This is a genomic window from Stakelama sediminis (genome assembly GCF_014199335.1).
GTDB lineage: Bacteria > Pseudomonadota > Alphaproteobacteria > Sphingomonadales > Sphingomonadaceae > Sphingomonas > Sphingomonas sediminis.
Map to the genome: position 1 here is coordinate 42,482 of NZ_JACIJI010000007.1, position 23,132 is coordinate 65,613.

General features: G+C 60.2%; 21 protein-coding genes. 9 read left to right on the forward strand and 12 right to left on the reverse strand.

All coding sequences use genetic code 11. The features are described from left to right. Positions 1-136 precede the first annotated feature (136 nt). A complete protein-coding gene (locus FHR23_RS16790; RefSeq protein ID WP_184005380.1) occupies positions 137-817 on the reverse strand; it encodes a LuxR C-terminal-related transcriptional regulator in 681 nt (226 codons plus the stop codon). Between the two features lie 258 nt (positions 818-1,075). Then, the gene (locus FHR23_RS14380) at positions 1,076-1,615 is read right to left on the reverse strand and encodes a polysaccharide biosynthesis/export family protein (RefSeq protein WP_184005471.1); all 540 of its coding nucleotides are present in this window, start codon (positions 1,613-1,615) and stop codon (positions 1,076-1,078) included. Between the two features lie 444 nt (positions 1,616-2,059). Between FHR23_RS14380 and FHR23_RS14385 the strand changes: the two genes are divergently transcribed. After that, positions 2,060-2,752, forward strand: coding sequence for a sugar transferase (locus tag FHR23_RS14385; RefSeq protein WP_184005382.1), 693 nt, complete (start codon positions 2,060-2,062; stop codon positions 2,750-2,752). A gap of 106 nt (positions 2,753-2,858) precedes the next feature. On the opposite strand, the gene FHR23_RS14390 is transcribed toward FHR23_RS14385, so the two are convergent. Further along, positions 2,859-3,029, reverse strand: a complete 171-nt coding sequence (locus FHR23_RS14390) for a hypothetical protein (protein WP_184005384.1) — start codon at positions 3,027-3,029, stop codon at positions 2,859-2,861. 222 nt (positions 3,030-3,251) lie between these two features. Here FHR23_RS14390 and FHR23_RS14395 point away from each other — a divergent pair, with 222 nt between their 5' ends. From FHR23_RS14395 to FHR23_RS14415, 5 genes are all read left to right on the forward strand, one after another. Continuing rightward, positions 3,252-4,478, forward strand: coding sequence for an outer membrane beta-barrel protein (locus FHR23_RS14395; RefSeq protein ID WP_184005386.1), 1,227 nt, complete (start codon positions 3,252-3,254; stop codon positions 4,476-4,478). A 27-nt stretch (positions 4,479-4,505) separates the two neighbouring features. Next, positions 4,506-6,653 carry a GumC family protein gene (locus FHR23_RS14400; RefSeq protein WP_184005388.1) on the forward strand — a complete coding sequence of 716 codons (2,148 nt, stop codon included), beginning with the start codon at positions 4,506-4,508 and terminating at the stop codon, positions 6,651-6,653. A gap of 104 nt (positions 6,654-6,757) precedes the next feature. Next, positions 6,758-7,798: a glycosyltransferase gene (locus FHR23_RS14405; protein WP_246359919.1), complete on the forward strand. Its 1,041-nt coding sequence runs from the start codon at positions 6,758-6,760 to the stop codon at positions 7,796-7,798. Further along, positions 7,795-9,228 (forward strand): glycoside hydrolase, encoded by a 1,434-nt coding sequence (locus FHR23_RS14410; RefSeq protein ID WP_184005390.1) that lies wholly within the window; start codon positions 7,795-7,797, stop codon positions 9,226-9,228. Before FHR23_RS14405 ends, FHR23_RS14410 begins: the two co-directional genes overlap by 4 nt. 21 nt (positions 9,229-9,249) lie before the next feature. Beyond that, positions 9,250-10,227: a phosphoribosyltransferase family protein gene (locus FHR23_RS14415; protein WP_184005392.1), complete on the forward strand. Its 978-nt coding sequence runs from the start codon at positions 9,250-9,252 to the stop codon at positions 10,225-10,227. Between the two features lie 135 nt (positions 10,228-10,362). Here FHR23_RS14415 and FHR23_RS14420 read toward each other — a convergent pair whose 3' ends face one another. From FHR23_RS14420 to FHR23_RS14440, 5 genes are all read right to left on the reverse strand, one after another. Then, entirely contained in the window at positions 10,363-11,250 is an 888-nt protein-coding gene (locus FHR23_RS14420) for a glycosyltransferase family 2 protein (protein WP_184005394.1), read from the reverse strand. Positions 11,251-11,304: 54 nt separating this feature from the next. After that, entirely contained in the window at positions 11,305-12,174 is an 870-nt protein-coding gene (locus FHR23_RS14425; protein WP_184005396.1) for a glycosyltransferase family 2 protein, read from the reverse strand. Positions 12,175-12,285: 111 nt separating this feature from the next. After that, positions 12,286-13,545: a glycosyltransferase family 4 protein gene (locus FHR23_RS14430; protein WP_184005398.1), complete on the reverse strand. Its 1,260-nt coding sequence runs from the start codon at positions 13,543-13,545 to the stop codon at positions 12,286-12,288. Continuing rightward, positions 13,542-14,906, reverse strand: a complete 1,365-nt coding sequence (locus FHR23_RS14435) for a polysaccharide pyruvyl transferase family protein (protein ID WP_184005400.1) — start codon at positions 14,904-14,906, stop codon at positions 13,542-13,544. Before FHR23_RS14435 ends, FHR23_RS14430 begins: the two co-directional genes overlap by 4 nt. A gap of 137 nt (positions 14,907-15,043) precedes the next feature. Next, a complete protein-coding gene (locus FHR23_RS14440; RefSeq protein WP_184005402.1) occupies positions 15,044-15,343 on the reverse strand; it encodes a hypothetical protein in 300 nt (99 codons plus the stop codon). Between the two features lie 357 nt (positions 15,344-15,700). Between FHR23_RS14440 and FHR23_RS14445 the strand changes: the two genes are divergently transcribed. After that, on the forward strand, positions 15,701-16,387 hold the full coding sequence (locus FHR23_RS14445; RefSeq protein ID WP_184005404.1) for a response regulator transcription factor: 687 nt from the start codon (positions 15,701-15,703) through the stop codon (positions 16,385-16,387). 193 nt (positions 16,388-16,580) lie between these two features. Then, entirely contained in the window at positions 16,581-17,153 is a 573-nt protein-coding gene (locus FHR23_RS14450) for a CC0125/CC1285 family lipoprotein (protein WP_343043174.1), read from the forward strand. 102 nt (positions 17,154-17,255) lie between these two features. Here FHR23_RS14450 and secA read toward each other — a convergent pair whose 3' ends face one another. The 3 genes from secA to FHR23_RS14465 all read right to left on the reverse strand — a co-directional run bounded on the left by secA (position 17,256) and on the right by FHR23_RS14465 (position 21,222). Continuing rightward, positions 17,256-19,994 (reverse strand): preprotein translocase subunit SecA, encoded by a 2,739-nt coding sequence (gene secA, locus FHR23_RS14455; protein WP_184005408.1) that lies wholly within the window; start codon positions 19,992-19,994, stop codon positions 17,256-17,258. 129 nt (positions 19,995-20,123) lie between these two features. Continuing rightward, positions 20,124-20,396 carry a hypothetical protein gene (locus tag FHR23_RS14460; protein ID WP_221227555.1) on the reverse strand — a complete coding sequence of 91 codons (273 nt, stop codon included), beginning with the start codon at positions 20,394-20,396 and terminating at the stop codon, positions 20,124-20,126. 121 nt (positions 20,397-20,517) lie between these two features. Then, entirely contained in the window at positions 20,518-21,222 is a 705-nt protein-coding gene (locus FHR23_RS14465) for an energy transducer TonB (RefSeq protein ID WP_184005412.1), read from the reverse strand. Between the two features lie 140 nt (positions 21,223-21,362). Between FHR23_RS14465 and argJ the strand changes: the two genes are divergently transcribed. Next, positions 21,363-22,592: a bifunctional glutamate N-acetyltransferase/amino-acid acetyltransferase ArgJ gene (gene argJ, locus FHR23_RS14470; protein ID WP_184005414.1), complete on the forward strand. Its 1,230-nt coding sequence runs from the start codon at positions 21,363-21,365 to the stop codon at positions 22,590-22,592. 187 nt (positions 22,593-22,779) lie between these two features. Here the strand turns inward: argJ and trxA are convergent, their stop codons facing one another. Next, on the reverse strand, positions 22,780-23,100 hold the full coding sequence (trxA, locus tag FHR23_RS14475) for a thioredoxin TrxA (RefSeq protein ID WP_184005416.1): 321 nt from the start codon (positions 23,098-23,100) through the stop codon (positions 22,780-22,782). Between the last annotated feature and the right edge of the window lie 32 nt (positions 23,101-23,132).

The following is a 23,132-nucleotide window of genomic DNA, read 5'->3' on the forward strand; positions in this document are numbered from 1 at the left end:
GCGGATTAGGCCCGCTACTCCTCAAGGAAGTATGAAATGCATAGAGCAACAAAGGGGTAGGCCTTTACGGCAGTGGCGGTGCCGTAAAGGCTTCAGCAAACGCGTTAGAACTGCCGCAAGGACGGCAGTGCGCAGTTTAGTTCGCCATGGCGCGGTTGCTGTAGTCCATCTGATCAAGCCCGCGTCCCGATGCCCAGATCGCTGCCTGTGTACGATTGGACACCCGTAATTTGCGCAGAATCGCCTTTACATGGACCTTCACCGTCGCCTCACTGATATTCAGGTGGCGGGAAATGATCTTGTTGGGATAGCCGACCATCAGGCACCGCAACACCTGCTGCTCCCGATCGGACAAGTTGGCCTGCTCCAGCGACTGTTCGCCATCCATCATCAGCGGCGTCAGTGACTGATCGGGCAGATAATCCGCCAGATGCGACGGCAATACCTTTTCCCCCTGCGCAATCAGGCGAAGCGAGGTGACCAGCGGCTTGCATCCGATCTCCTTGACCAGAAAACCGTGCGCGCCCCCCCGGAAGCAATTCACCATTGAATCGAATTCGAACGTTTCGGCCAGAACGGCAATCCGCGCGTCCGGATGGCGCTCATGCACCTGTTCCAGAACCTCGCACTTATCCCCCTTCACGCTCGCATCGAGCAGAATCAGAACATTGGTCTGATCCCGAACCGCCGAATCCAGTACCGGATCTTCGGGCCCGCTAACCTGAGCGACGATTTCAAATCCCTGTTCCCCCAGAATCCTTGCAAGCCCTTCGCGGGCAATTGTATTCGGGGCGACTAAAGCCAGACTTATTTGCACATGGACCTCCCGTATCGCGTCCCCCCTTCCGCTATCCGACGGCTAAAGCGACGATTATTGGTCAACCAGTGCGACCCAGATGGATAGTTTCCCTTTCTTTTCGAACACCCTCATAGCAATTGTGGGCCAATCCGAAAATATTGCAACTGCGTTAACCTGACCTTTTGGAGGTATAAAGATAGTGAATTTACGTCTTTCGGCTGAATTTGATACAGAATCTTAGGATAAAGCGGCTTTAAAATACGACGTGGAGTTACGTCAAAGAGCCGATTCCTGAATATAAATTGTGTCACCGGGAGCGATCAGCAGCGCATCCCCGGTTAGCCGCACCTCACGCGCCGCCGCCCAATCGGAGCGTCGAAGCACAACCCGATGCTGGTCGGCGCGCGGCGTAAAGCCCCCTGCCCGGGCCACCGCCTGAAATATCGTCAGGCGGTCTGCATAGGGATATTCGCCGGGCTTCGAGACTTCGCCGAGAATGTAATAAGGACGATAGTCTCTCACTTCCGCCGACACCTGCGGATCGAGCAGATATCCCCCATCGGCAAGACGCGTTCGTACCAGTGCCGCCAGTTCGGCCGCGGTTTTTCCTCCCGCCGGCACATCACCGATCAACGGCAATGCAAGCGATCCGTTGCCCGCCACTTCATATTCGCCGCTCATCTTGTCTTCGCCATAGACAGTGACCCTGACCGCATCGCCCGGTCCAAGCCGATATTTCCCGTCCACGCCATTATTGGCGCTTGCCAGACTGATCGGCTGATAGCTGGAACTGCACGCTGTCAGTCCGATTGTCATGAAAATGGCGAACAGGACTCCAGTCCAAAGGGATGGATGTTTCCACATAGCTGCCTCCATTCATCGCCGCATAAAGAACCGGCAGGCCATCTGCCCCGCCCCCCCGGCTATGGTTTCCAGCGTACAGACTATGTCCGGCTACCGATAAAGACGAAGGCGATTAAAGCTAGGCGGAGACCTCTGTCGGATGAGCCTACTCCCTATGGATACGGGAGTAGGTAAGCCCATTGCCTCAATTGCGAACCGATCCAAACCGCATCAGCATTTCCGCATTGCAATACGATTCGTTGCAACCACCGAACCGAATATCGGGACAACCGAACAACCGGAGGCTCTATGCTTCAAGGAGCAACGATCAATACTCGAATCAAGGCATCGGCGTCGTCCGGTTCCGTGAGGACGCAGCGTGTCGGCCAGACCATGCCCAGACGGCTAAGCCGGTCCATGTCGGTACAGTCCGTTGGCCTGTACACCGGTCCTACGCCGCCACGGCTGCCCGTAGAACCAAGCGCGCAGTCGAATTTCGGCAAGGGAGGCGTATTCCGGTTGATCGATATCGCGGTCGCCCTGGTTGCTCTCATCTTCTTCCTGCCCGTCATGGTGCTGATCGCGTTGGCGATTTATGCTCAGGATCGCGGACCGGTAGTGTTCGCGCACCAGCGGCTGGGTCAAAACGGCCGGCGTTTTCCGTGTCTCAAATTTCGGTCGATGGTGAACGATGCCGATCGTGTCCTGCGCGATGTGCTGAGCAGCAATCCGGCAATGCGGGCGGAATGGGACCGGGATCACAAGTTGCGCGACGATCCGCGGATCACGCCGCTCGGCAATTTCCTTCGTCGTACCAGTCTGGATGAATTGCCGCAGCTCATCAATATATTGCGCGGGGATATGAGCCTGGTCGGCCCGCGCCCGATCGTCGAAGGCGAAATCCCGCGCTACGGCCGGTATATCCGCAATTATTACTCGGTCCGGCCCGGCCTTACCGGCATCTGGCAAGTCTCCGGACGCAGCAACGTAACCTATCGGCGACGCGTTGCCATGGACGTCGTATATGCGCGTTGCGCCTCCTTGGGGCTGAATATCCGTATCCTGCTGGCGACGGTGCCTGCTGTATTGACCAGTCGGGGGTCGTGCTGACCGGTCACGAAGATTCCATATGCGGGGTTACTCCCTTACCCCCAGCCGGCCATTCGGGGTGCCCTCCCCCGGATGGCCGGTATCTTTCCCGGATCAACCGCAGCGGTCAGCGCACCAGCAACCAGACGACGGCACCCCAGAAAGTTACGGCAAACGGTGTCGCGATCAGCGCCCCGCGCGCGAAGCTTTTCGGCGGATTAGCGTGCTTCGCCGTAGGTCTGGCTTCGTGCCCGGAACCGCTCAAAATCGGTTTTGGCATATAATTGCTGGTGCTCATCTCTCTCGATGTACCCCTTATGGCCGCGTGCGATGCTTTCGCAAAGACCATAAGCTTTGTTGCGTCGCCAAATGATTAACGCAGCCATGAGGACTTCAGCGAAGTCGTACTCGAAAACCGCCGTACACCGGACAGGTTTCGAAAAGCGAACGAGGTTCCGGCCGTGCACGAAACGGGGTGGTGATGGCAACAGCGAAGACACAGGGAAAGGCCCGGAGGCTTTTGGTTAAATCGACCTGCACGGCAGCGGCGCTGACCGGCATGACCGACGCAGCACCCGCGCAGATACTGGAACCGTCTCCGGCACAGCGCGAAGTGCTGCGCGACGTTCAGGAACGCGATATCCGGTTCGGCTCCTTCGTCCTCAAACCGTCAATCACCGCCGGTTCGAGGTTCGACAGCAACGTTTATAACCGTTCTTCTCCGCGCCGGTCCGATGTGTCGGTGGAAATTCGTCCGCGCGTTGCGCTGGAAACTGATCTGGGGCGGCATTCGGCGCAGATCGTCGCGGATGCGACCATCGAACGGTTTGCGACACTGACGACGGAAAACACCGAACAGTTTGCCGTGCGCGGCGATACCCGACTGGATTTCGCCGACCAGTTCACCGCACGCACCAGCATCGGCTATGCCCGGCGGGTGGAGGCGCGCGGTACGTTCGGCGACGACCTGCTGACCAGCGAACCGGTCGCCTATAACGAACTGGCGGCGTCCGCATCGGCAAGCAAGAAATTCAACCGGCTGGCCGCGACCGTCGGCGGGTCGGTGGTCCGCGGGCGCTACCTCGATGCAGTGATCAACGGCGTACGCGTCGATCAGAGCTATCGCGATTTCAAGAAGCTGTCGCTTCAGGCGCGTGCCGACATCGCCCTGTCCGCCCGTTCCGCCCTGTTCGTACGCGGCACCTATGGCGACCTGTCCTATCGCTATCGCACCAGCACATCGCGCGATTCGAACAGCTATTCGGTCATTGCGGGGGCGTCCTTCTGGGCGACCGAACTGTTCGAGCTGGAAGCAGCGCTGGGCTATATTCGCCAGGATTTCGACAACCCGGCGCTGAAGGATTTCAGCGGCCTCGATTACTATGTGAAAGGATCCTGGTACCCCCGGCGGCGCATCGCCTTTACCGCGTCGGCCAGCCGCTCGATCGACCGCAGCCCGCTGCCCGACACGTCAAGCGTGCTGCATTCGGAGATCCGAGTGACAGGCAGCTATGCCGCGACCAGCAAGCTGCTGGTCGGCGGAGAGGTAGCCTATATCGACAATGATTATGCGGGGATCGATCGCAACGAGCATCGGATCAGCATCGCGGCCTCCGCACGCTATCTGCTGACCGACCGCCTTAGCGCTTTTGCCTCTGCGGGATACCGCCATCAGACATTCAGCGGTTCTTTCGGCCGCAAATATGAAGGTGCGAGCGCCCTTATCGGGCTTCGTCTGGCGCTATGAACCGCCTGATCAGACATGGGAACTGATATGAACCGTGCTCTTCCCCTAGCGCCTCCCGGCACCAGCATCGTACCGGCCTATGCGCCTTCTCCACCCGCCATTCCGGACCGGATCGATCTGCGTGGATCGCTGATGTTCTTTCAGCGCAGGCTTTGGCTGATGGCCGCGGTCATCGTGCTGGCGCTGATCGGCGGCGTGGTGCTGACGCTGATGCAGCCGAAAATGTACCGTGCGACGGCGTTGGTAAGCCTGAACGCTACGGAGGATCGCACCGCGACCGACAATGGTGACCCGGTGGAAGGTCCGCCGCCGTCCAGCGCCTATGTCGATACGCAGGTACAGATCATCACCTCACGCGCGATTGCCGAGGAGGTTGCGGTCAAGCTCGGCATGATTCCGGCGCAGGCAGGGTCTTCGCCGGAGCAACGACAGCAGCGACGTTCGACGCTCGACCGGCTCCAGCGCAACCTGAAGGCCCAGCGCATGGGCGAAACCTTTGCACTGGATATCAGCTATGAGGCACCTTCCGGCGAACAGGCGGCGAAGATCGTCAACGAATTTGCCCGCGCCTTTACGCAGTGGCAGTTGCATTCGCGGGTTGGACGCAACAAGGAAACGATTGCGCTGCTGCAAAAAAGGCTGGAGGAACTGCGCGGACAGGCGCACGCCGATACCGAAGCGCTGCAGAATTATCGCATCCGCAACAACCTGCTCAGCACCAGCGGGTCGAGCCTGACCGAACAGGAAATCTCCAGCTATAATCAGGCGGTGACACAGGCGCGTGCACAGGCGGCCGAGGATCAGGCGCGGCTGAACACCGCCCGCGCACAATTGCGGGGTGGTTCGGCAGGCGACGATGTCGGCGAAGCGCTCAATTCGGGTGTGATCGGTTCGCTGCGCGCGCGTGAGGCACAGGTCGGCGGCCAGGTCGCCAATCTGGAAGCCAATTACGGCCCGAACTATCCCGCGCTCAAACAAGCGAAGAATGAGCTTGCCGAAATCAACCGTCAGATCGAGGCGGAGATCAACCGCGTTATTTCCAATCTTCAGGCAAAGGTGCGGGTTTCGGGCCAGCGGCTTGCCTCGCTGAACGGCAGCCTGTCGCAGGCAAGGGGGAAGCTTGCCAGCAACAACGCAGCGATGGTCGGTCTGGATGAGCTGATCCGTAAAGCCGACGCATCGCAAGGTCTGTATGAAAGCTATCTCAACCGCTACAAGACGCTGGTAGCACAGGAAGGGTCGCAACGGCCCAATGCCCGCGTGCTGAGCTTTGCGGAGCCGCCGGTGCTGCCGTTCAAGCCGAACCTGATCCTCAATCTGGTACTGGCCTTCGCCATCGGCGTTGCGGCGGCGCTGGGTCTCGCATTCCTTGCCGAAACGCTGTTTTCGGGGATCACTACCGCAGCGGAGGTCGAGGAACGACTGGGCGTCCGCTATATCGGTTCGATTCCCCTGCTGAAATCGGTTGATCGCAAGGCGCGAAATCCGTTGAGCGCGCTGAGCGAAAATCCCAAATCCGCCTTTGCCGAAGCCTTCCGGGCGATTCGGACCTCCGTCGAGCAGGCCGTGCCCGGCAAGGTGGAGATCATCGCTATTACCTCCGCCCTGCCCAAGGAGGGCAAGACCACCATGTCGGCCTGTCTCGCCCGGTCGATGGCGATGCAGGGCAAGCATGTGCTGATGATCGATTGCGATCTGCGTCGCCGCGGGCTGGCGCGCTATATGGCCGCCAATCCGGATCATCCCGGCCTGCTGGAAGTGCTTCAGGGCGACACGAGCTGGGATGATGCCCTCATCCAGGTCGATAACAATTTCCATTTCATCACCACGCGCAATGCCGATGAAAGCGAAGCCGAGCTGCTGACCGGTGAACAGTTCGATCTGCTGCTTCAGCAACTGCGCAATCATTACGATTATATCGTCCTCGACCTGCCACCGATGCTGCCGGTCGCGGCAACGCGCATTATCGCCGGGAAAGCCGATGCAACGGTCATGGCCGTGCGCTGGCGAAAGACCCCTGACCATGCGGTCAAGGCGGCGCTGCATCAGTTGCCGCACGATCGGCATAGTCTGGCAGGTGTCGTGCTGACCCAGGTCGATATGCGCAAGCAAAGCCGCTTCGGCTATGGCGATGCGGGTTATTACTACCAAAGCTACAAGCAATATTATCTGTGATGCGGGCGGTTCTGGAACCAGCGGCATCCATCCCGACCCCGACGGTCACGCCGATTCGCGGGGACGGGCGACGCGTTGCCATCGTGCATTACTGGCTGCTGGCAATGCGTGGCGGCGAGCGCGTGGTCGAACGTCTGCTCCGCCTGTTTCCGCAGGCGGATCTGTTCACCCATGTCTATGTCCCCGACGCCATGTCGAGCACGATCCGGGCGCACAAGGTCACCACCAGCTTCATCGACCGGCTGCCCTGGTCGCGGCGTTTCTACCAATATTATCTACCGTTGATGCCGATGGCGCTGGAGGAGCTGGACCTGTCCTCCTACGACTTGGTGATCAGCAGCGAATCCGGGCCCGCCAAGGGGGTGATCCCTCGTCCGGACGCGATGCACGTCTGTTACTGCCACTCGCCGATGCGCTATCTGTGGGATCATTATCACCAGTATCGCGCGCAGGCCAATCCGATCGCCCGTGCAGCCATGCCCTGGCTCTATCATCGCCTGCGCCAATGGGACCAGAGTTCCAGTGCGCGGGTCGACCGGTTCGCCGCCAACAGCCATTTCATCCGCGACCGGATCGGCAAGGCATGGCGCCGCGATGCGACCGTCATTCATCCGCCGGTCGAAACCGGCCTGTTCCAGCCGACAGACCATATTGAGGACTTTTACCTCTGGGTCGGTCAGATGGTGCCCTATAAACGCCCCGACCTGGCCGTCGATGCGTTCACCCAACTGGGCCTGCCGCTGATGATGGTCGGGCAAGGTAGCATGCTGGCGCAGCTCAAGGCAAAGGCCGGGCCGAATATCCGTTTCGTCGAACGCATGTCCTTCGATGCACTGCGCAGCCATTATGCACGGTGCAGAGCGTTGCTGTTCACTGCCGAGGAGGATTTCGGCATTGTACCGGTCGAGGCCAATGCGTCGGGGCGACCCGTGCTTGCCTTTGGGCGCGGCGGCGTGCGGGACAGCATCCTGCCCGGCGAAACGGGTCTGTTCTTCGATCGACAGGAGGTGGAATCGCTCATCGCCGGGGTGGAGGCACTGGAGCGCTGGCTTCTCGAATTCGATCCTTCCACCGCGATCGCACAGGCGCAGCGCTTTGCCCCCGAACATTTCGACCGCAATATGCTGGAGCTGGTGACACCGTGACCCCGACGCTGATCGGCCTGATTCTGATGGTTATCGGGCTGTTCCTGCTGGTCCGGGGGTCGCTCGCGGCGATGCTGAGCTATACGATGCTGTGCGGATTGCTGAGCGGATCGTCCGCGATCAACCTGCCGGCACTGGGAGGGTCATCGATCCCGCCCAGCCAGTTTGCGCTGCTGTTCCTCTTTTTACGCGTCATCCTGCCCGGCCAGCGCTACCTTCCATTGCTGCTGGACGGCATCAAGCAGAACGCCCTGCTGATCATATTCGTACTATACGGCATCGCGGCCTCGATTGCCGCGCCGCGCATCTTCGCCAATACGATCAATGTCGCGCCGATGCGGTTCGTCGATCCGAAATCCTTGTTCGACACGGTGCCGCTGGTGCCTACGTCGCAGAACATCACGACATCGGTCTATATGGTCGGCACCATGGTCATTGCGGTGCTCGGCTCGGTCGCCTGTCGCGCGCCGGGGGGCGCGGTCGCGCTGGTGCGCACCAGCGTTGCCATTGCCTGGATTCATACCATTACCGGCGTGCTCGGCATCTTCACGCGCGGCACCCCCGCAGACGTGGTGTTCGAATTTCTGCGCAATGCATCCTATGCTCAGCTCGATCAGAGCTATCAGGGTTTTATCCGCATCAACGGGGTGTTCGCCGAAGCTTCTACCTATGCAAGTTTCGCACTCGCCTGGTTCTATCTGAATTTTGAATTGTGGTGGCGTGGCGTGATGCCGCGCAGCACCGGCCCTGCGTCCTTCATCCTTGCCGCGGTGCTGTTGTTCAGCACCTCCTCCACTGCCTATGTCGGACTTGCCAGCTATGCCGCGTTCGTCGGGATCAGGGTGTTGCTGATGCCCGTCTATGCACCGCTCGACCGGCTGGCCATCCTGTTCCTGTCCGGTATCGGCATGGCCGCGCTTGCCAGCATCGCCATGCTTGCCATGCCCGGCATGTTCGAAGCGATGGTCGAGATGATCCGGCACATGACCATCGACAAGAGCGACAGCCTGTCGGGCGCACAGCGGCTGTTCTGGGCGATGCAGGGCTGGGACGGCTTCATTCATTCGCACGGGCTGGGTCTGGGACCGGGTAGTTTCCGCTCGTCGAGCCTGTTCATGGCAATTCTGGGCTCGACCGGAGTGATCGGCATGACCACCTTCCTGCTCTATCTCTGGCGGGTACTGGCGCCGCTGCGCGCATCGACCTGGACACGGATGCAGGATCCGGTGGTTTCGATCGGCGCGGCCTCGGCCTGTGCGGCGATCGGCGTACTGGTTCCTGCCGCGATCAGCTCGCCTTCGCCCAATCCCGGCACGAATTTCGCCCTGTTCGCCGCAGCAGCACTGGCATTACGGCCCCGACACCCCTTCTTAAAGCCTGCACGACCGCTGATTCCCTATGGCGACCATCAGGCGGAGGTGCATGCGTAAAGCCGTATCGGGGAGACCCCTATGCACTTCCGCTCGGTCGAAGAGCTCAACCGTACCATTATCCGCAATCTGCACCGCCTGCCCGGCGATATCGACCTGATCGTCGGCATCCCGCGCAGCGGAATGCTTGCCGCGTCGCTGATTGCCCTGCACAAGAATCTGCCGCTGGCCGACCTTGAAGGCTTTACCGCCGGACGTACCTTCGCCTCCGGCAAGACGCGGGGACAACATGCACGCCGCGACAGAACAGAATATCGCCATGCCCTGATCGTCGATGACAGTATCCGCACGGGCACCGCGATGCGCGAAGCCATCACACTGGTCGAGCGCTCCGACATTCCGGCGCAATCCAGCTTCTGCGCCGCCTATGGTACGCAGGACAGCAAGGACGATCTGGCCGATCTGATCCTGGAGGCTGTTCCCGAACCCCGCCTGTTCGAATGGAATATCCTCCACCACCCCATCCTTGAAAGCGCCTGCGTGGATATTGACGGGGTATTATGCCTCGATCCCGACGACGCGGAGAATGACGACGGTCCGGCCTATCGCACCTTCCTTGCCAATGCACGCCCGCTGCACCGGCCGAGCCATCGCATCGGTACGCTGGTCACCAGCCGGCTGGAACGCTATCGTGCCGAAACCGAGGCCTGGCTCTATGCCAACGACATCCGCTATGACAGCCTGCGCATGCTCGACCTGCCCGATGCAGCAACCCGGCGCAGACTGGGCGCACATGGCAGTTTCAAGGCGTCGGTCTATCGCGAACTGGACTCGCCGATCTTCATCGAAAGCGAACTGGCACAGGCGCGCACCATAGCGGTGGCCAGCGGCAAGCCCGTGCTCAGTCTGGAAGGGCCCGAACTGTGCCAGCCAAGCCTTGCCTCCATGGCACTGAAACAGGGTATTGGATCAGGCAGGAACGCAAAGCGCCTGTTGCGCCGTATCGTTGGCCCGCAAGGCTATCACAAGCTGCGAACGGTGCTGCGGACCGGCGCCTAGGACGGATAGACATTCAGCCCTAGAGCCCATTGCAAACCCTCGTCACTGCGAGGAGCACGAGCGACGCGGCAGTCCAAAATCCGGATTGCTCCGCCCAGCGTTAGTCCGGGTCAGCACGACGCTTTTTATTGTGCTTCACGCTTTCTTCGCGCGCCGTCCGGTCCGCATCAGCCCTGCGGCGGAGGTCAGGGCAAGGTTCAGCCCCCAACGCGACGGGAATTCCATCAGCGAGCGGCAGGCCAGACCCAGCGCCTGTTTCCATTCCCGATGCCGCTTGAACGCGCTGGCCAGCACCAGCATATGCGCCGCCGTGATCCGGCGCCGCTGCATCGGCGCATCGACGCCGTGCTTCAGCCGCTCGAACACCCGGCGATGCCCCTCAATCACCTTGGCATTGTTGGTGGTGATCCGATCATGATCGCCTTCGTTGATGATAACGAGCGGCTTACGTACCACCGCGAACGGCCCCAGTTGCCGCAGGCGGAACCATAAGTCCCAGTCCTGACAACTGGGCAGCTCGGCATCGAACCCACCGGCACGCTCCAATATGTCGGCGCGGATCAATGCGGAGGAGGTGCTGCTCAGCACATTGGCGCAGCGCAGCGCCAGCAGAGAAGGATTGTCCGGCGGCAGGAAGATGCGTTCCGCGCCCGACCCGATCATACGGAAACCGCAGAAAGCCGCCACCGCTTCGGGCCTCGTCCGCAGCACGTCCCATTGCGCCGCCAGCCGGTCGGGTTCCCATGCATCGTCGGAGTCGAGAAAGGCCAGCCATTGCCCGCGGGCCTCGGCCGCACCCGCATTACGCGCCCGGTTGGCGCCACCATGCCGGCGTTGCAGCAAGCGGATACGCCGATCGTCCCGCGCCATCTGCTCCACCACCTCCACAGTGCCGTCGCCCGACCCGTCATCGACGATGATGATCTCCCCCACCGGCAGGCTCTGGTCCTGAATGCTGCGGATCGCCACCGGCAACAGATCGGCGCGATTATAGGTCGGAATGATCGCGCTGATACCGCTCATGCCACTCGCCGTCCGATGTCCGGCCAACCCACTGCGTTCAACCGATTGGGCAAATCACATGCTCTCGATGCGCCGCGTATCCAAACGGCCGCGCGCAAGGTCGAAACAGGCGAGCATATTGCCCATCAGGCGTCCCCGCCGGTCGATATGTCGTTCCGGCCGGATGCTGCGCGCGATGTTGGAAAGCACATTTTGCGCGATCAGCCGCTGGCCCAGACCGGGCCGCATCGTCCCCTTGCGCCAGAGATAGACGATATTGGCGATCTGCGAATAGCCCAGCCGCTTGCCCGGCAGGCGCCCGCCGCGCGATCCCAGATGGATTCCGGTCACGCTGCTGGTTGAGATCATCTCTCCGCGCCGCGAAAGCTGATAGGTCAGATCGACATCCTCCTGCCAGCCATAGAGCGGCAAGGCTTCATCGAACCGCAGATCGCCGAGTGCTGACACCCGCAAGGCCATATTGCAGCCATAGAGCGAATAGCAGCGACGGTAGCGGAAGTCGGGCCGCTCCTCCTCATCGTCCAGCCGCCGCTCCGCCTCGTCAAAGGCAATCGCATCGCCCCGGATGCCGTCATCGACCAGTTCGCCGGTAATCCCCACGACATTTTCATGCAGCTCGAACAGGCGTTCGACATTGGCGAGATAATCCTCGGCCGGGACGAAATCGTCGTCGAAGAACACGATGATGTCGCTCTTGTCGACTACCAGGTCGATCCCGCGATTGCGCTGTCGGCAAAGCCCTTTTTCGGTCAGCACAATCTGTACGGGAAGGTCGGGAGCGGAAAAATCGCCGACATCCTTTGGTGACGTACCGACGACAAGCATGCCGTCGGGCGGACGGCTTTGCGCGAACATGCGCCGCACATTGTCCTCGATCAGTTCCGGTCTGCCTATGGTTGGTACGATGACATGCAATCGTGCCATTTGCCCCACCTCGCTGCTGATTCTGTTCGCAAATGTTGAAAAACTATAGCTGCTGCATCGCGGCAGGCATGCGGCTCTTAGGGCTTAATCTCTTTTGAAGTACGCCTGTGGTTAGGCCGCCGATGCCATGTTCGTCGGGTTTTCCGGGCGTTTCCGGCTTATCAACAAGGCGCGATATACCTCCAGCAGCCGGTCGATCCAGCCGCCATAGGTCAGCGCAAGATGGCGTGTTCCCGACCATGCGTTTTCGCTGAGTCGGCGCGTATAACCGTCATCGTCGAAAACCCTCCGCAGACATTCGGCGAAGGAGTCGATGTTTCGCACATCAATGGCAAAACCGGCCCCGGCCCGTTCGATATCGGGTGCGATCAGCGAATCGGCCGAAACCAGCGCGGGCAGGCCGCTCCACAGTCCCTCCACCGCCGAAAGCCCATAGGGTTCGACATGGCGGCTGGGCATGACAATCAGGCGCGCATTGCGGGCATGACGGTGAATCTCCTTGCTCGCCATACGCCCGACAAACGATGCTTCGGGATGGCGTTCGCGCAGTTCCTCCAGCATCGCCCCGTCGCCGATCGCGCGAAACCGCACGCCTGCCCTGTTGCACGCCTCGGCAGCGAGGTCCGGCCCCTTGGTCGCTTCCATCCGCCCGACGAACAGCACCTCGTCATTATCCTCGGCATGGACCCGCTCGTTGAGAAACGGCTGCACCGGATTGGGCAGCACCTGCATCGCCGATTCCGGCACGCCCGACCGTGCCAGAAACGCCGCCATGCCTTCATGAATCAAAAGAATTTTCGGCGGTTGCTTCAGATCGAGCAGCCGGTTTTGTATGCCCTGGCGTGCGACCCTCCACATTTTTTGCGGATAGCTGCGGCGATCGCAATGAGCGCGGAGGCAACTGCGCGACATCGGCACATAGGGGCAAGGCCGCTCAGCACGATAATCGAAAAACGCACCATTGGGGCAGGTCAGGAAAAAGTCATGCGCGGTGATTGTAAGACGCGCCGAAACCGTCCGCAGAGCGCCAAAAATCGACGGCGACAAAATCTGCGACCAGCCATGCAGGTGATAGACGGTATCCGGCGTGTCGTGTCGCGCGATCCATTCTGCAACCATCGCGCGCGCCGCCCGGTTATACAGACCATGCACCATCGCGCGGGCGCGCCCTGCGGACAACAGGCGCGCGCTGCCCAGACTGACGATCTCCACCCCGGCATCGCGCAGTTCGTCATTGTCGCCATGGTCGCCCGACAGAAACGTTACCGGATGGCCCCGTGCGCGATACGCCAGTGCCGATTGCACCGCCAGCTTGCTCGCTCCGCCTTTGGGCGTCACCAGATCGTTGATCAGGACAATCCGCCCGATCATGCCGATGCCAGCGTTTCGGCAAGCGCCGTCACATCGGCCCTGCACCGGTTCAACAGCGTTGCGTGCTGCGCGCGATCGATCCCTTCGGCCAGCGCGTTTTCCATCAGCGCCGCAACCGTCTCCGGCGATTGCCTGCCGGGATGAACGACATAGTTCCCCCGCCCGCTCTGTTCGAAAAACGCCCCGACCTTCGCGTCCCAGGCCAGCCCGACCGACGGCACGCGATAGGAATAGGCGGCAATGCACGCGTGCAGGCGATGCGCCATCACGCCGTCCAGCGTACCGATGAAGCGCGCCAGTTCGATCGGATCGGCAAAGGCCGGGGCGACCTCTACATGCTCGCGCAACGGGCCGGTCAGGGTCTGTGCAAACCGGTTGCGATAGGCGACATCTTCCGGACTGCCATTGGTGAACAGCACGATGTCGCGCCCATCCACGGCAAGCTTTGCGATCATGGCGGTCAGCCAGTCGTCCTGTGTGATCCCCTGCTCCGCTTCACCATGCAGGCGCAGCACTTCCGGTGCGGTCAGACAGATACCGATACGCTGGACCGCCGCGGTTTCAGGACGCATGACCGGGAAATAGCGACTGGCCAGCAATCCCGGGTCGAACGAGAGGGCTGCATCAGGTAAATCCGCTTCTTTCGTCTGCGCCGCCCAGGCCGCCTGCGAACCATCATCGCGGACCGTTACGGACAGCAGCCGTACATGGCGCAAACCATTCTCGAATAGTTTCCGGCCCGCCCGCGACCAGTTACGCGCCACGCCGACATGCCCGACCGATACGGGAATGTTCCTTCGCGCGCATTCTTGCAGTGCTGCATGGATCTTCAGGGGAAAGTTCAGATCGGCGTCGGCGAACAGCGCACCACCGCCGATCACCGCTGCATCGCATCCGCGTAACGCCTCTTTCCAGCGCGGACGGTATCGTCGCGCGATCAGATAGCGCAGCATGGCCGGTACAGCCAGTTTCCGAACGGAGGCCGGCAGCGCCTCCAGTACCCGCAACAGGGTGCCGCGGCGCGCACCATGACGCGGATCATAGCCCTGCCGTCCTGCCAGATCGATCGATACCGCCGCGATACCGCAATCGGCATCCGCCAATGCGCGTTCAAGGCATTCGGCGATCAGGCCATCGCCCAGATTGGGGCTGTATTTGACATTGAAGATCGCAACGCGCCGCGCCTCGGCTTGCCGATCTGCATCGGCGGACCTGTTCTGCCGCTCCTGCGCCATTCGCTGTTCATTGCCGCTCGTATCGCCTTCCCAAACCGACAGAAAACTATCGACGTTGCGCCAGCGCACAGCTCTTACCGGCAGGTCAACCGTGCCTCTCTGTGGCCATTCCTCATTCGCCGCCACGTGCATTCTCCCGGGGGCAAATGCCGAACAACGTGACAGGACAGGAATTTTCGCGCTGCAGCATCATTGCTCAGACCATAATGGCTGCCACCAACATGGCGATGGCGCAACGGGCTGTTACCCGGGAGAGGTAGATATCAGTTCAGCAATCCTGCAAGCTGCTGAAGTTCGACATGCTGGGCAAAGCTGCGCAACACACTGGGCAAGACCGGCAGCATGTCCATCGCTTCATAGAGATTGTGGACGATGCCCAGCATCATCCGGGCGACGCCGGCTTCATTGATGCCGATTTGCGTAAGACCGAAATAGGCCTGCATCAGATTGTCGATCGCGCCTGCAGTCAGCGGATCGTTCAGAATTTCCGGGCTCACGACAATATCCGTCGTCGGATACAGATCCATCAGATCCGCCATTTCCTGTTGTACGAGATCAAACAAGGAGCAACCCCTCACACTATAAATTTGATTACCCTGTGTATATCGCAAAACGCCGCCCTTCGATAGACGGTTCCATTTATAAGATGTGACGTATTGGTATTACCCCTATACGCGGTTCACCTTACTCCAAAATAGTTAGTCTTTTAGACTTTATCCAATAAAAACATTATTATGAAGTAATGGGTCGGTTTATCGAATATTGAGCATCTTTTGGCTGTAACCCCTATGAACGTGCCGCTGCAGTGCCCGATTCTACTATCAGGGCCGGATGAAGAGGTGCCTGCCAATCCTTCACAACCGACGCGAGGCAATCGGCTTTAATCGGCTGAAATCCGCTTTTCTCGCGGTTTTTTCGATATGACGACGGCGCAGCCCCGTCTCGACATGCTGCATGTCCGCGTGGTCGGGCGGACGGCACTCAATCGCTATTGCGTGCTGGCCGGGCTGGAATCGGATGCAACGCTGGACGTCGATGCCGCTGAAACGATCGACGACCTTAAAGACAAACCCGGTTCTGTCATCCTGCTGGTGCACGGCACCACCAAGGAAGACATGCAGTGGCTTGACCAGCAGTTGCAGTCGATTGCGCTCGATGCTTCTGCTGCCCCCTGCGTTCTGATGCTTGATCAGGCCGGGGACCTGATAGGGCGCGAGGGCGTGCTGCCGGTGGCGGGTTGCCTGCTCAGTTCCGTCGAATTCGATGCGTTGACCAGCGCCATTCGCTCGGTTGCCGTGGGCCTACGCGTTTATTCGCCCGAGGTAATGGCGGATTTTCGGCCACGCGCTTCCGGCACTGCCGAAGGACAATCCGTGAGAAATCAACGCATTCTCAGCTCGCAGGGGCGATGGCTGACCCCACGCCAGAGTCAGGTCGCCGACCTGTTGATGCAGGGGTTTTCGAACCGGGATATCGCCGAAGCCCTGGGCCTCAGCGAAAGCACGGTGAAAGTGCATATCCGTACACTGATGTCCGAATTTCAGGTATCGAACCGTACCCAGATTGTCAGCCGCCTGCTTCAGGTCAATCCGTCCGCGTCGCACTGACATTCTGATGCGATCGGGGGAAAATTGACCGATATCCCGTTCAGTAACGGTCAATCCATGATATGGCACTGTTCGTCGCAATCGACGGCGGACCTTTTGGTGTGCTTCCGTGTTGAGTGAGTAAAAGCCGGTTTCCTTCGGTGCGTGAAGGTCGCCACCGGCTCTGGAGAATGAGATGAAGATACGCATTCCAGTGAAATTGCGCCCCCTTCTGGCGGGAACCGCGCTTGCCGCCACGCTGCTGACGGGTGCCTGTTCGACCCCGACGCCCTATCGCCCCGCCATGGGCACCGGCAATTATCAGACAGGCTATAGCGATCAGCGGATCGAGGATAATCGCTATAGCGTCACCTTCTCCGGCAACAGCCTGACCTCGCGGGAGACGGTGGAACGCTATCTGCTGTTCCGCGCCGCACAACTGACGCTGGAACAGGGATATGATTATTTCATCCTGACCGATCGCAATACCGAAAAGAAGTCCAACAGCTATATCGACCCAGATCCGCTGATGGGCCCCTATGGCTATTGGAGTCCCTACTGGCGCTATTACAGCCCGGCATGGGGCTGGCGTAGCTGGGATCCGTTCTGGGGTGGCCCCGCATGGGGCGGAGGCGGTGCAGATATCCGCACGGTTACTCGCTATCAGGCGATGGCGGAAATCGTCATGGGCAAGGGGCCGAAGCCTGCCGATAATGTCCGTGCCTTCGACGCACGCGCGGTCATCGCCAATCTGGGGCCGACGATCATGATGCCCAAACGCAACTGATCCCGATCACCCCGCGAAAAGAAAAGCCCTTCTCCACAAAGTGATGGAGAAGGGCTTTTTTTTCATGGGTGCCCCCCGAGAGGGAGAGGGCGGAAAGCAATATTAAAGCGCGCCGTGGCAATGCTTGTATTTGCGCCCTGAGCCACAGGGGCAGGGCGAATTGCGGCCGACCTTGCCTTCCCAGTCGGCCGGGTCTTCGCCCAGTTCCTCACCGGCAGGTTGCGGAATCTGGAACGGCGGCATTTGCGGGTCCGGCTGACCAAAGCCGGCATCGATATCGAACGTATCATCCTCCCCTGTCAGGGGATCGAAGTGCGAGGTGATAAAGTCCGGCACTTCCGGCAGCGGCGGCGGTGCTGCAAGCTGGAACTGTGCCATGGCGAGCGTCTTGGTCACATCCTCACGGATATTTTCCAGCATCCGCTCGAACAGCGCAAAGGCTTCCTGCTTATATTCGTTGATCGGCGTTTTCTGCGCATAGGCGCGCAGGTGGATGATCGACCGCAGCGAATCGAGCATGGCCAGATGCTCTTTCCAGTGATGGTCTAGATTCTGGAGCAGAATCGACTTTTCAACCTGGCTCCAGGTCAATGCGTCGAGTTCCGCCGCCTTCTTTTCCAGCATCGCATCCGCCTGTTCGCGGATACGGTCCTCGATCATTTCCGGCTCGATCCCATCTTCCTGCTCGATCCACTGATCGACCGGCAGTTCGAGATTGAGGATTTCGGCAACCCGTTCTTTCAGCCCGTCGACATCCCATTGTTCGGGATAGCTTCCCGGCGGGCACGCCTCGCCGACAATCGCATTGATCGTCTCATGCCGCATATCGACAACGACGTCCCCCACCGTTTCAGCGTCCATGATGTCGGAGCGCTGTTCATAGACGACCTTGCGCTGGTCGTTCATCACGTCATCATATTCGACGACCTGTTTGCGGATGTCATAGTTGCGCGCCTCGACCTTTTTCTGCGCAGTCTCGATCGCCTTGGTCAGCCATTTCGATCCGATCGCCTCTCCGTCGCCGATGTTCGAACGCATCATCTTCGCAAACAGCGTGTCGGGACCGAAAATCCGCAACAGATCGTCATCGAGGCTGAGGTAGAAGCGCGACAGGCCGGGATCGCCCTGACGGCCCGAACGCCCGCGCAACTGGTTGTCGATCCGGCGGCTTTCATGGCGTTCGGTGGCGAGCACGAACAGCCCGCCCGCTTCCAGCACCTTCTGTTTCTCGACCTCGATCTCGGCGCGGATTTTCTCCGCCCTGGCCTCATATTCGGGCGTGCCCTCTTCCAGATCGGGATATTCGTCAAGCATCCGGAATTCCAGATTGCCGCCAAGCTGAATATCCGTACCGCGACCCGCCATGTTGGTGGCGATGGTGACGGCGCCCAGTCGTCCGGCCTGCGCGACGATGTGCGCTTCCATTTCGTGATAGCGCGCGTTCAGCACCTTGTGCGGCACCTTTTCCTTGATCAGGAATTCGGCGAGCAGTTCGGACTTTTCAATCGACACCGTGCCGACCAGCACCGGCTGGCCGCGTTCGGAATGTTCCTTGATCGCGCGTGCGATGGCGATGAACTTGTCATTCAGCGTCTTATAGAATTCGTCATCCTCGTCGATCCGCGCAATCGGCAGGTTGGTCGGGATGGTGACGACATTCATCTTATAAATGTCGTAAAATTCCGCCGCCTCGGTCGCGGCCGTACCCGTCATGCCCGCAAGCTTCGGATACATGCGGAAATAGTTCTGGAAGGTGATGGAAGCGAGCGTCTGGTTCTCCGGCTCGATCTTCACGCCTTCCTTCGCCTCGACCGCCTGATGCAGCCCTTCCGACCAGCGGCGGCCGTCCATCATGCGGCCGGTAAACTCGTCGATGATGACGACCTTGTCGTCCTTGACGATGTAATCGATGTCGCGCTGGAACATTTTGTTGGCGCGCAGCGACTGGTTCAGGTGATGCACCACCTGCGTATTTTCGAAGTCGTACAGGTTGGACCCTTCGAGCAGGCCCGCAGCTTCCAGCAGGCGCTCTGCCCTTTCGGTGCCGTCCTCGGTCAGAACGATCGACTTCTGCTTCTCATCCTTCTCATAATCGTCTTCGCCGAGTTGCTTCACGATCGCATCGACGCCGATATAGAGTTCGGACTTGTCGTCGGTAGGACCGGAAATGATCAGCGGAGTACGCGCCTCGTCGATCAGCACCGAATCGACTTCGTCTATCAGCGCCATATTGAACGGCCGCTGGACCATCGATTCGCGCTCATATTTCATATTGTCGCGCAGATAATCGAAGCCAAATTCGTTGTTCGTGCCGTAGGTAATGTCGGAATGATAGGCGTCGCGACGCTCTTCATCGGTCAGGTCGGGAATGATCACGCCAACCGTCATGCCGAGGAAGCGATAGACCTGCCCCATCCATTCGGAGTCACGCTTGGCGAGATAGTCGTTGACGGTGATAACGTGCACGCCCTTGCCCGGCAGCGCGTTCAGATATACGCCCAGCGTCGCCACCAGCGTCTTTCCTTCACCTGTGCGCATCTCGGCAATTTCACCGCGGTGGAGCACGATGCCGCCGATCATCTGCACGTCGAAATGGCGCATCCCCAGCACCCGCACCGACGCTTCGCGCACCGTGGCAAAGGCTTCGGGCATCAGGTCGTCGAGCGTCTCGCCCGCTTCCAGCCGTTCGCGGAACCGTGCGGTCTGGCCCGACAGTTCCTCGTCGCTCATCGCCTGCATCCGGGGTTCCAGATCGTTGATCTTCCCGACGATGGAGCGCAGCGATTTAACATAGCGGTCGTTGGACGAACCGAAGAGAGATTTGGCTAGCGAGCCGAACATGAACGAACTTCCTGTATCTGGATAATGCGTAGCGCTCCACAAAAGGGGCGGTCGCATCGTATAGGGTCTTCGCCGCCAAAAGGACGGCACGGGCAAAGGAAAGGAGAGCCGGACAAACCGGCGGAACGGCTATTCCCGACGGCGGGCGTCGATGCCTGTGGGCAGCGCGATCAGCGCGGGCGGAACGAATGCCGAAAAGCGCTCGATGCGCGGGAGCCGGAACCCGCCCAGCCGGTCTAGCAGGGCGCGATGCGCCGCCGGAAGTGCACGGACCTGCCGCAACAGGACGGGCACACTTGCCTCGCTCAGCCGCTCGATCTGTCCGCGATCGACCGCGCGCTCCCCGACGATCACGCCGGTAAGACCGCTCAGCAGCGCAGACAGGAACAGCAAAAGCTGCAAGGACACTTCCCGAACCGTTGAAACTGTCGAAGCACGCCAAGGGCGTGCTCCGGATGTCGACATAGTAAGCCCGACCGGCTTCGTCTAACGAAACTTTGCGTTTCTGTGCGGCTTCAGCGGGTCATGGCTGTTTTTCAGCATCAGGGACAAAGGTCGTCCTGCTATCGACGATCATGTGATAGCGGACGGGCTTACCGTCCCTGGTCGCCGGTTCCGCGACCTGCTTGCCTGCCGGAAAATTCTGACAAGCCTCCGGCTGCGATTCCAGCGCATCGCCAATCTCACCCGTCTTTGCCGTACAATACAAAACCCGGCCTTGTTCATCGATCAGCACATCGAGCTTGAACTGCTTTCCTGTCTCCTGCTTACTGAAATCGGGCGCCGACATCAGGGTTTCGCCCTCAAGGCCCCAAGTCACCCCCTGAACCCTGTGTTCGACAACCGGCTTTCCCGCTTTGTCCCGCGCTGGCTTATAGCGAAAACGCTGCGTCACCAGAGCACAGGTTGTTGAATCGAGAGTCTGCGATCCGGAGGATTTGACGATCGTGCAATCCACCGGCGTACCATGCGTATCGACGGTATAACCGACGACGGCGCGCCCCTGCTCCCCGGCCTTTCGTGCGGCAGCGGGATAATCGTCATCGCTTATTCCACCTGATACCAATTTTGCCGGATGCGCGGGCTTCGGTCCCACAATACCGCTCAGGATCACGCCGGAATCCGAGTCTTTTGCTTGTGCCGGCACATCCTTTTGCACCGCTTGCGCGCCATCGCCCGACCCGGCCTGTGCAGCGACCGCCAGCCCCAGCATCCACAATCCGATCATTTTGCCCCCTATGCGTCCCTGAATCTATCTTTACTGCAACGGCATACGCAAAAATCCGTCGAAGTGCCAAGCACCGCCCTTTCCCTCGACCCGGCACGGATGTAGCAAGCGGGCGCACCGTTTCTTTCAGGATATTCGCCTTGGACACTGCCCGTTCGCCGCTCGCCCCCGCCGGCTTTCCCGACCTGCCGCCGATCGCCGGGGTGACTCCGCATGTCGCGCGTGCTCGCTACAAGAACTGGGACCGGTGCGACCTGACCTTCGTGACGCTCGATCCCGGCACGGCAGTCGGGGGCGTGTTCACGCAGAGCAAATGCCCCTCGCCCGAAGTCGAATGGTGCCGCAAGGCGCTGATACTGGGTCAGGCGCGTGCGCTGGTCGTCAATGCGGGCAATTCGAACGCCTTTACCGGAAATCGCGGGCGTGAGGCGGTGGAGGCGATTGCCGCGCGGGCGGCCAAGCATATCGGCTGCGAACCGTCGGACATCTTCGTTTCCTCAACCGGCGTGATCGGGGTGCCGCTGCCCATCGACAAGGCGGAGACCGGGCTGGACGCCGCCTTCACCGCCGCGCCCTGTGGTTGGGAAGACGCGGCGGCAACGATCATGACCACCGACACTTTCCCCAAAGCAGCGATGACGACCGCAATGATCGGCGGGCAAAAGGTGACGCTGGTCGGCATCATCAAGGGGTCGGGCATGATCGCCCCCGATATGGCGACGATGCTGGGCTTCATCTTCACCGATGCCGCCGCGACGCCCGACTTTCTGCAACATGCGCTGGGCCACGCCAATCGCAGCAGCTTTTCGTGCATTACCGTCGACAGCGACACCTCGACCAGCGACACGGTGCTTGCCTTCGCCACCGGCAAGGCGGGGAATGCGGTGCTGGAAGATAGCGACAGCGCAGGCGCCGACGCCTTCCGCGCGGCGCTGTCCGACCTGTGCCTGCGACTGGCGCATCTGGTGGTGCGCGACGGCGAAGGCGCATCGAAGTTCATCCGCATCGACGTGGAAGGTGCCGAAAGCGACGCCAGCGCGCGTCGTATCGCGCTCAGCATCGCCAACTCTCCGCTGGTAAAGACTGCAATCGCTGGCGAGGACGCAAACTGGGGCCGCGTGGTGATGGCGGTCGGCAAGGCGGGCGAACCGGCCGATCGCGACAAGCTTTCCATCCGCTTCGGCGCAACACAGGTGGCGAAAGACGGCCTCGCGGTCGAAGGCTATGACGAAGCCCCGGTCGCGGCGCATCTGAAGGGCCATGAAATCGACATCGGTGTCGATCTGGGTCTGGGCGACGGCAAGGCCACCGTTTGGACCTGCGACCTGACCCACGGCTATATCAGCATCAACGCCGATTACCGGAGTTGAACAGATTTGGAGCTAATCGATGCCGCCATCCTGACGAAAGTCAGAATCCATCATCCGAAGCGATGGCGGCTCTGAGTGCTGAGTCAAGTTCAGCATGACGATCTTTAAGAGGTCCGCCCTTGCGGCCTGCAACCGTCGCGAGGAAATGTGCGAATATCGCCGTCACAGCAATATTCGCACATAAAAATCACAATTCGCCTTCAAGCCATGCCTTGAGCCGGCCCTTGGGTTCGGCACCGACCTTGGTCGCGGAAATCTGGCCGTTCTTGAACAGGATCATCGTCGGAATGCCGCGCACGCCATATTTGCCGGGTGCTTCGGGATTCTCGTCGATATTGATCTTGGTGATCGTCACCTTGTCGCCCAGTTCGTCGGCAATTTCCTCCAGCGCCGGGCCGATCATCTTACACGGCCCACACCATTCGGCCCAGAAATCCACCAGCACCGGCTTGTCGGCGCCCAGCACATCGGTTTCGAAACTATCGTCGGTAACGGCAACTGTACCCATGATCGCAATCTCCTTGGTTGACCCATAATGTA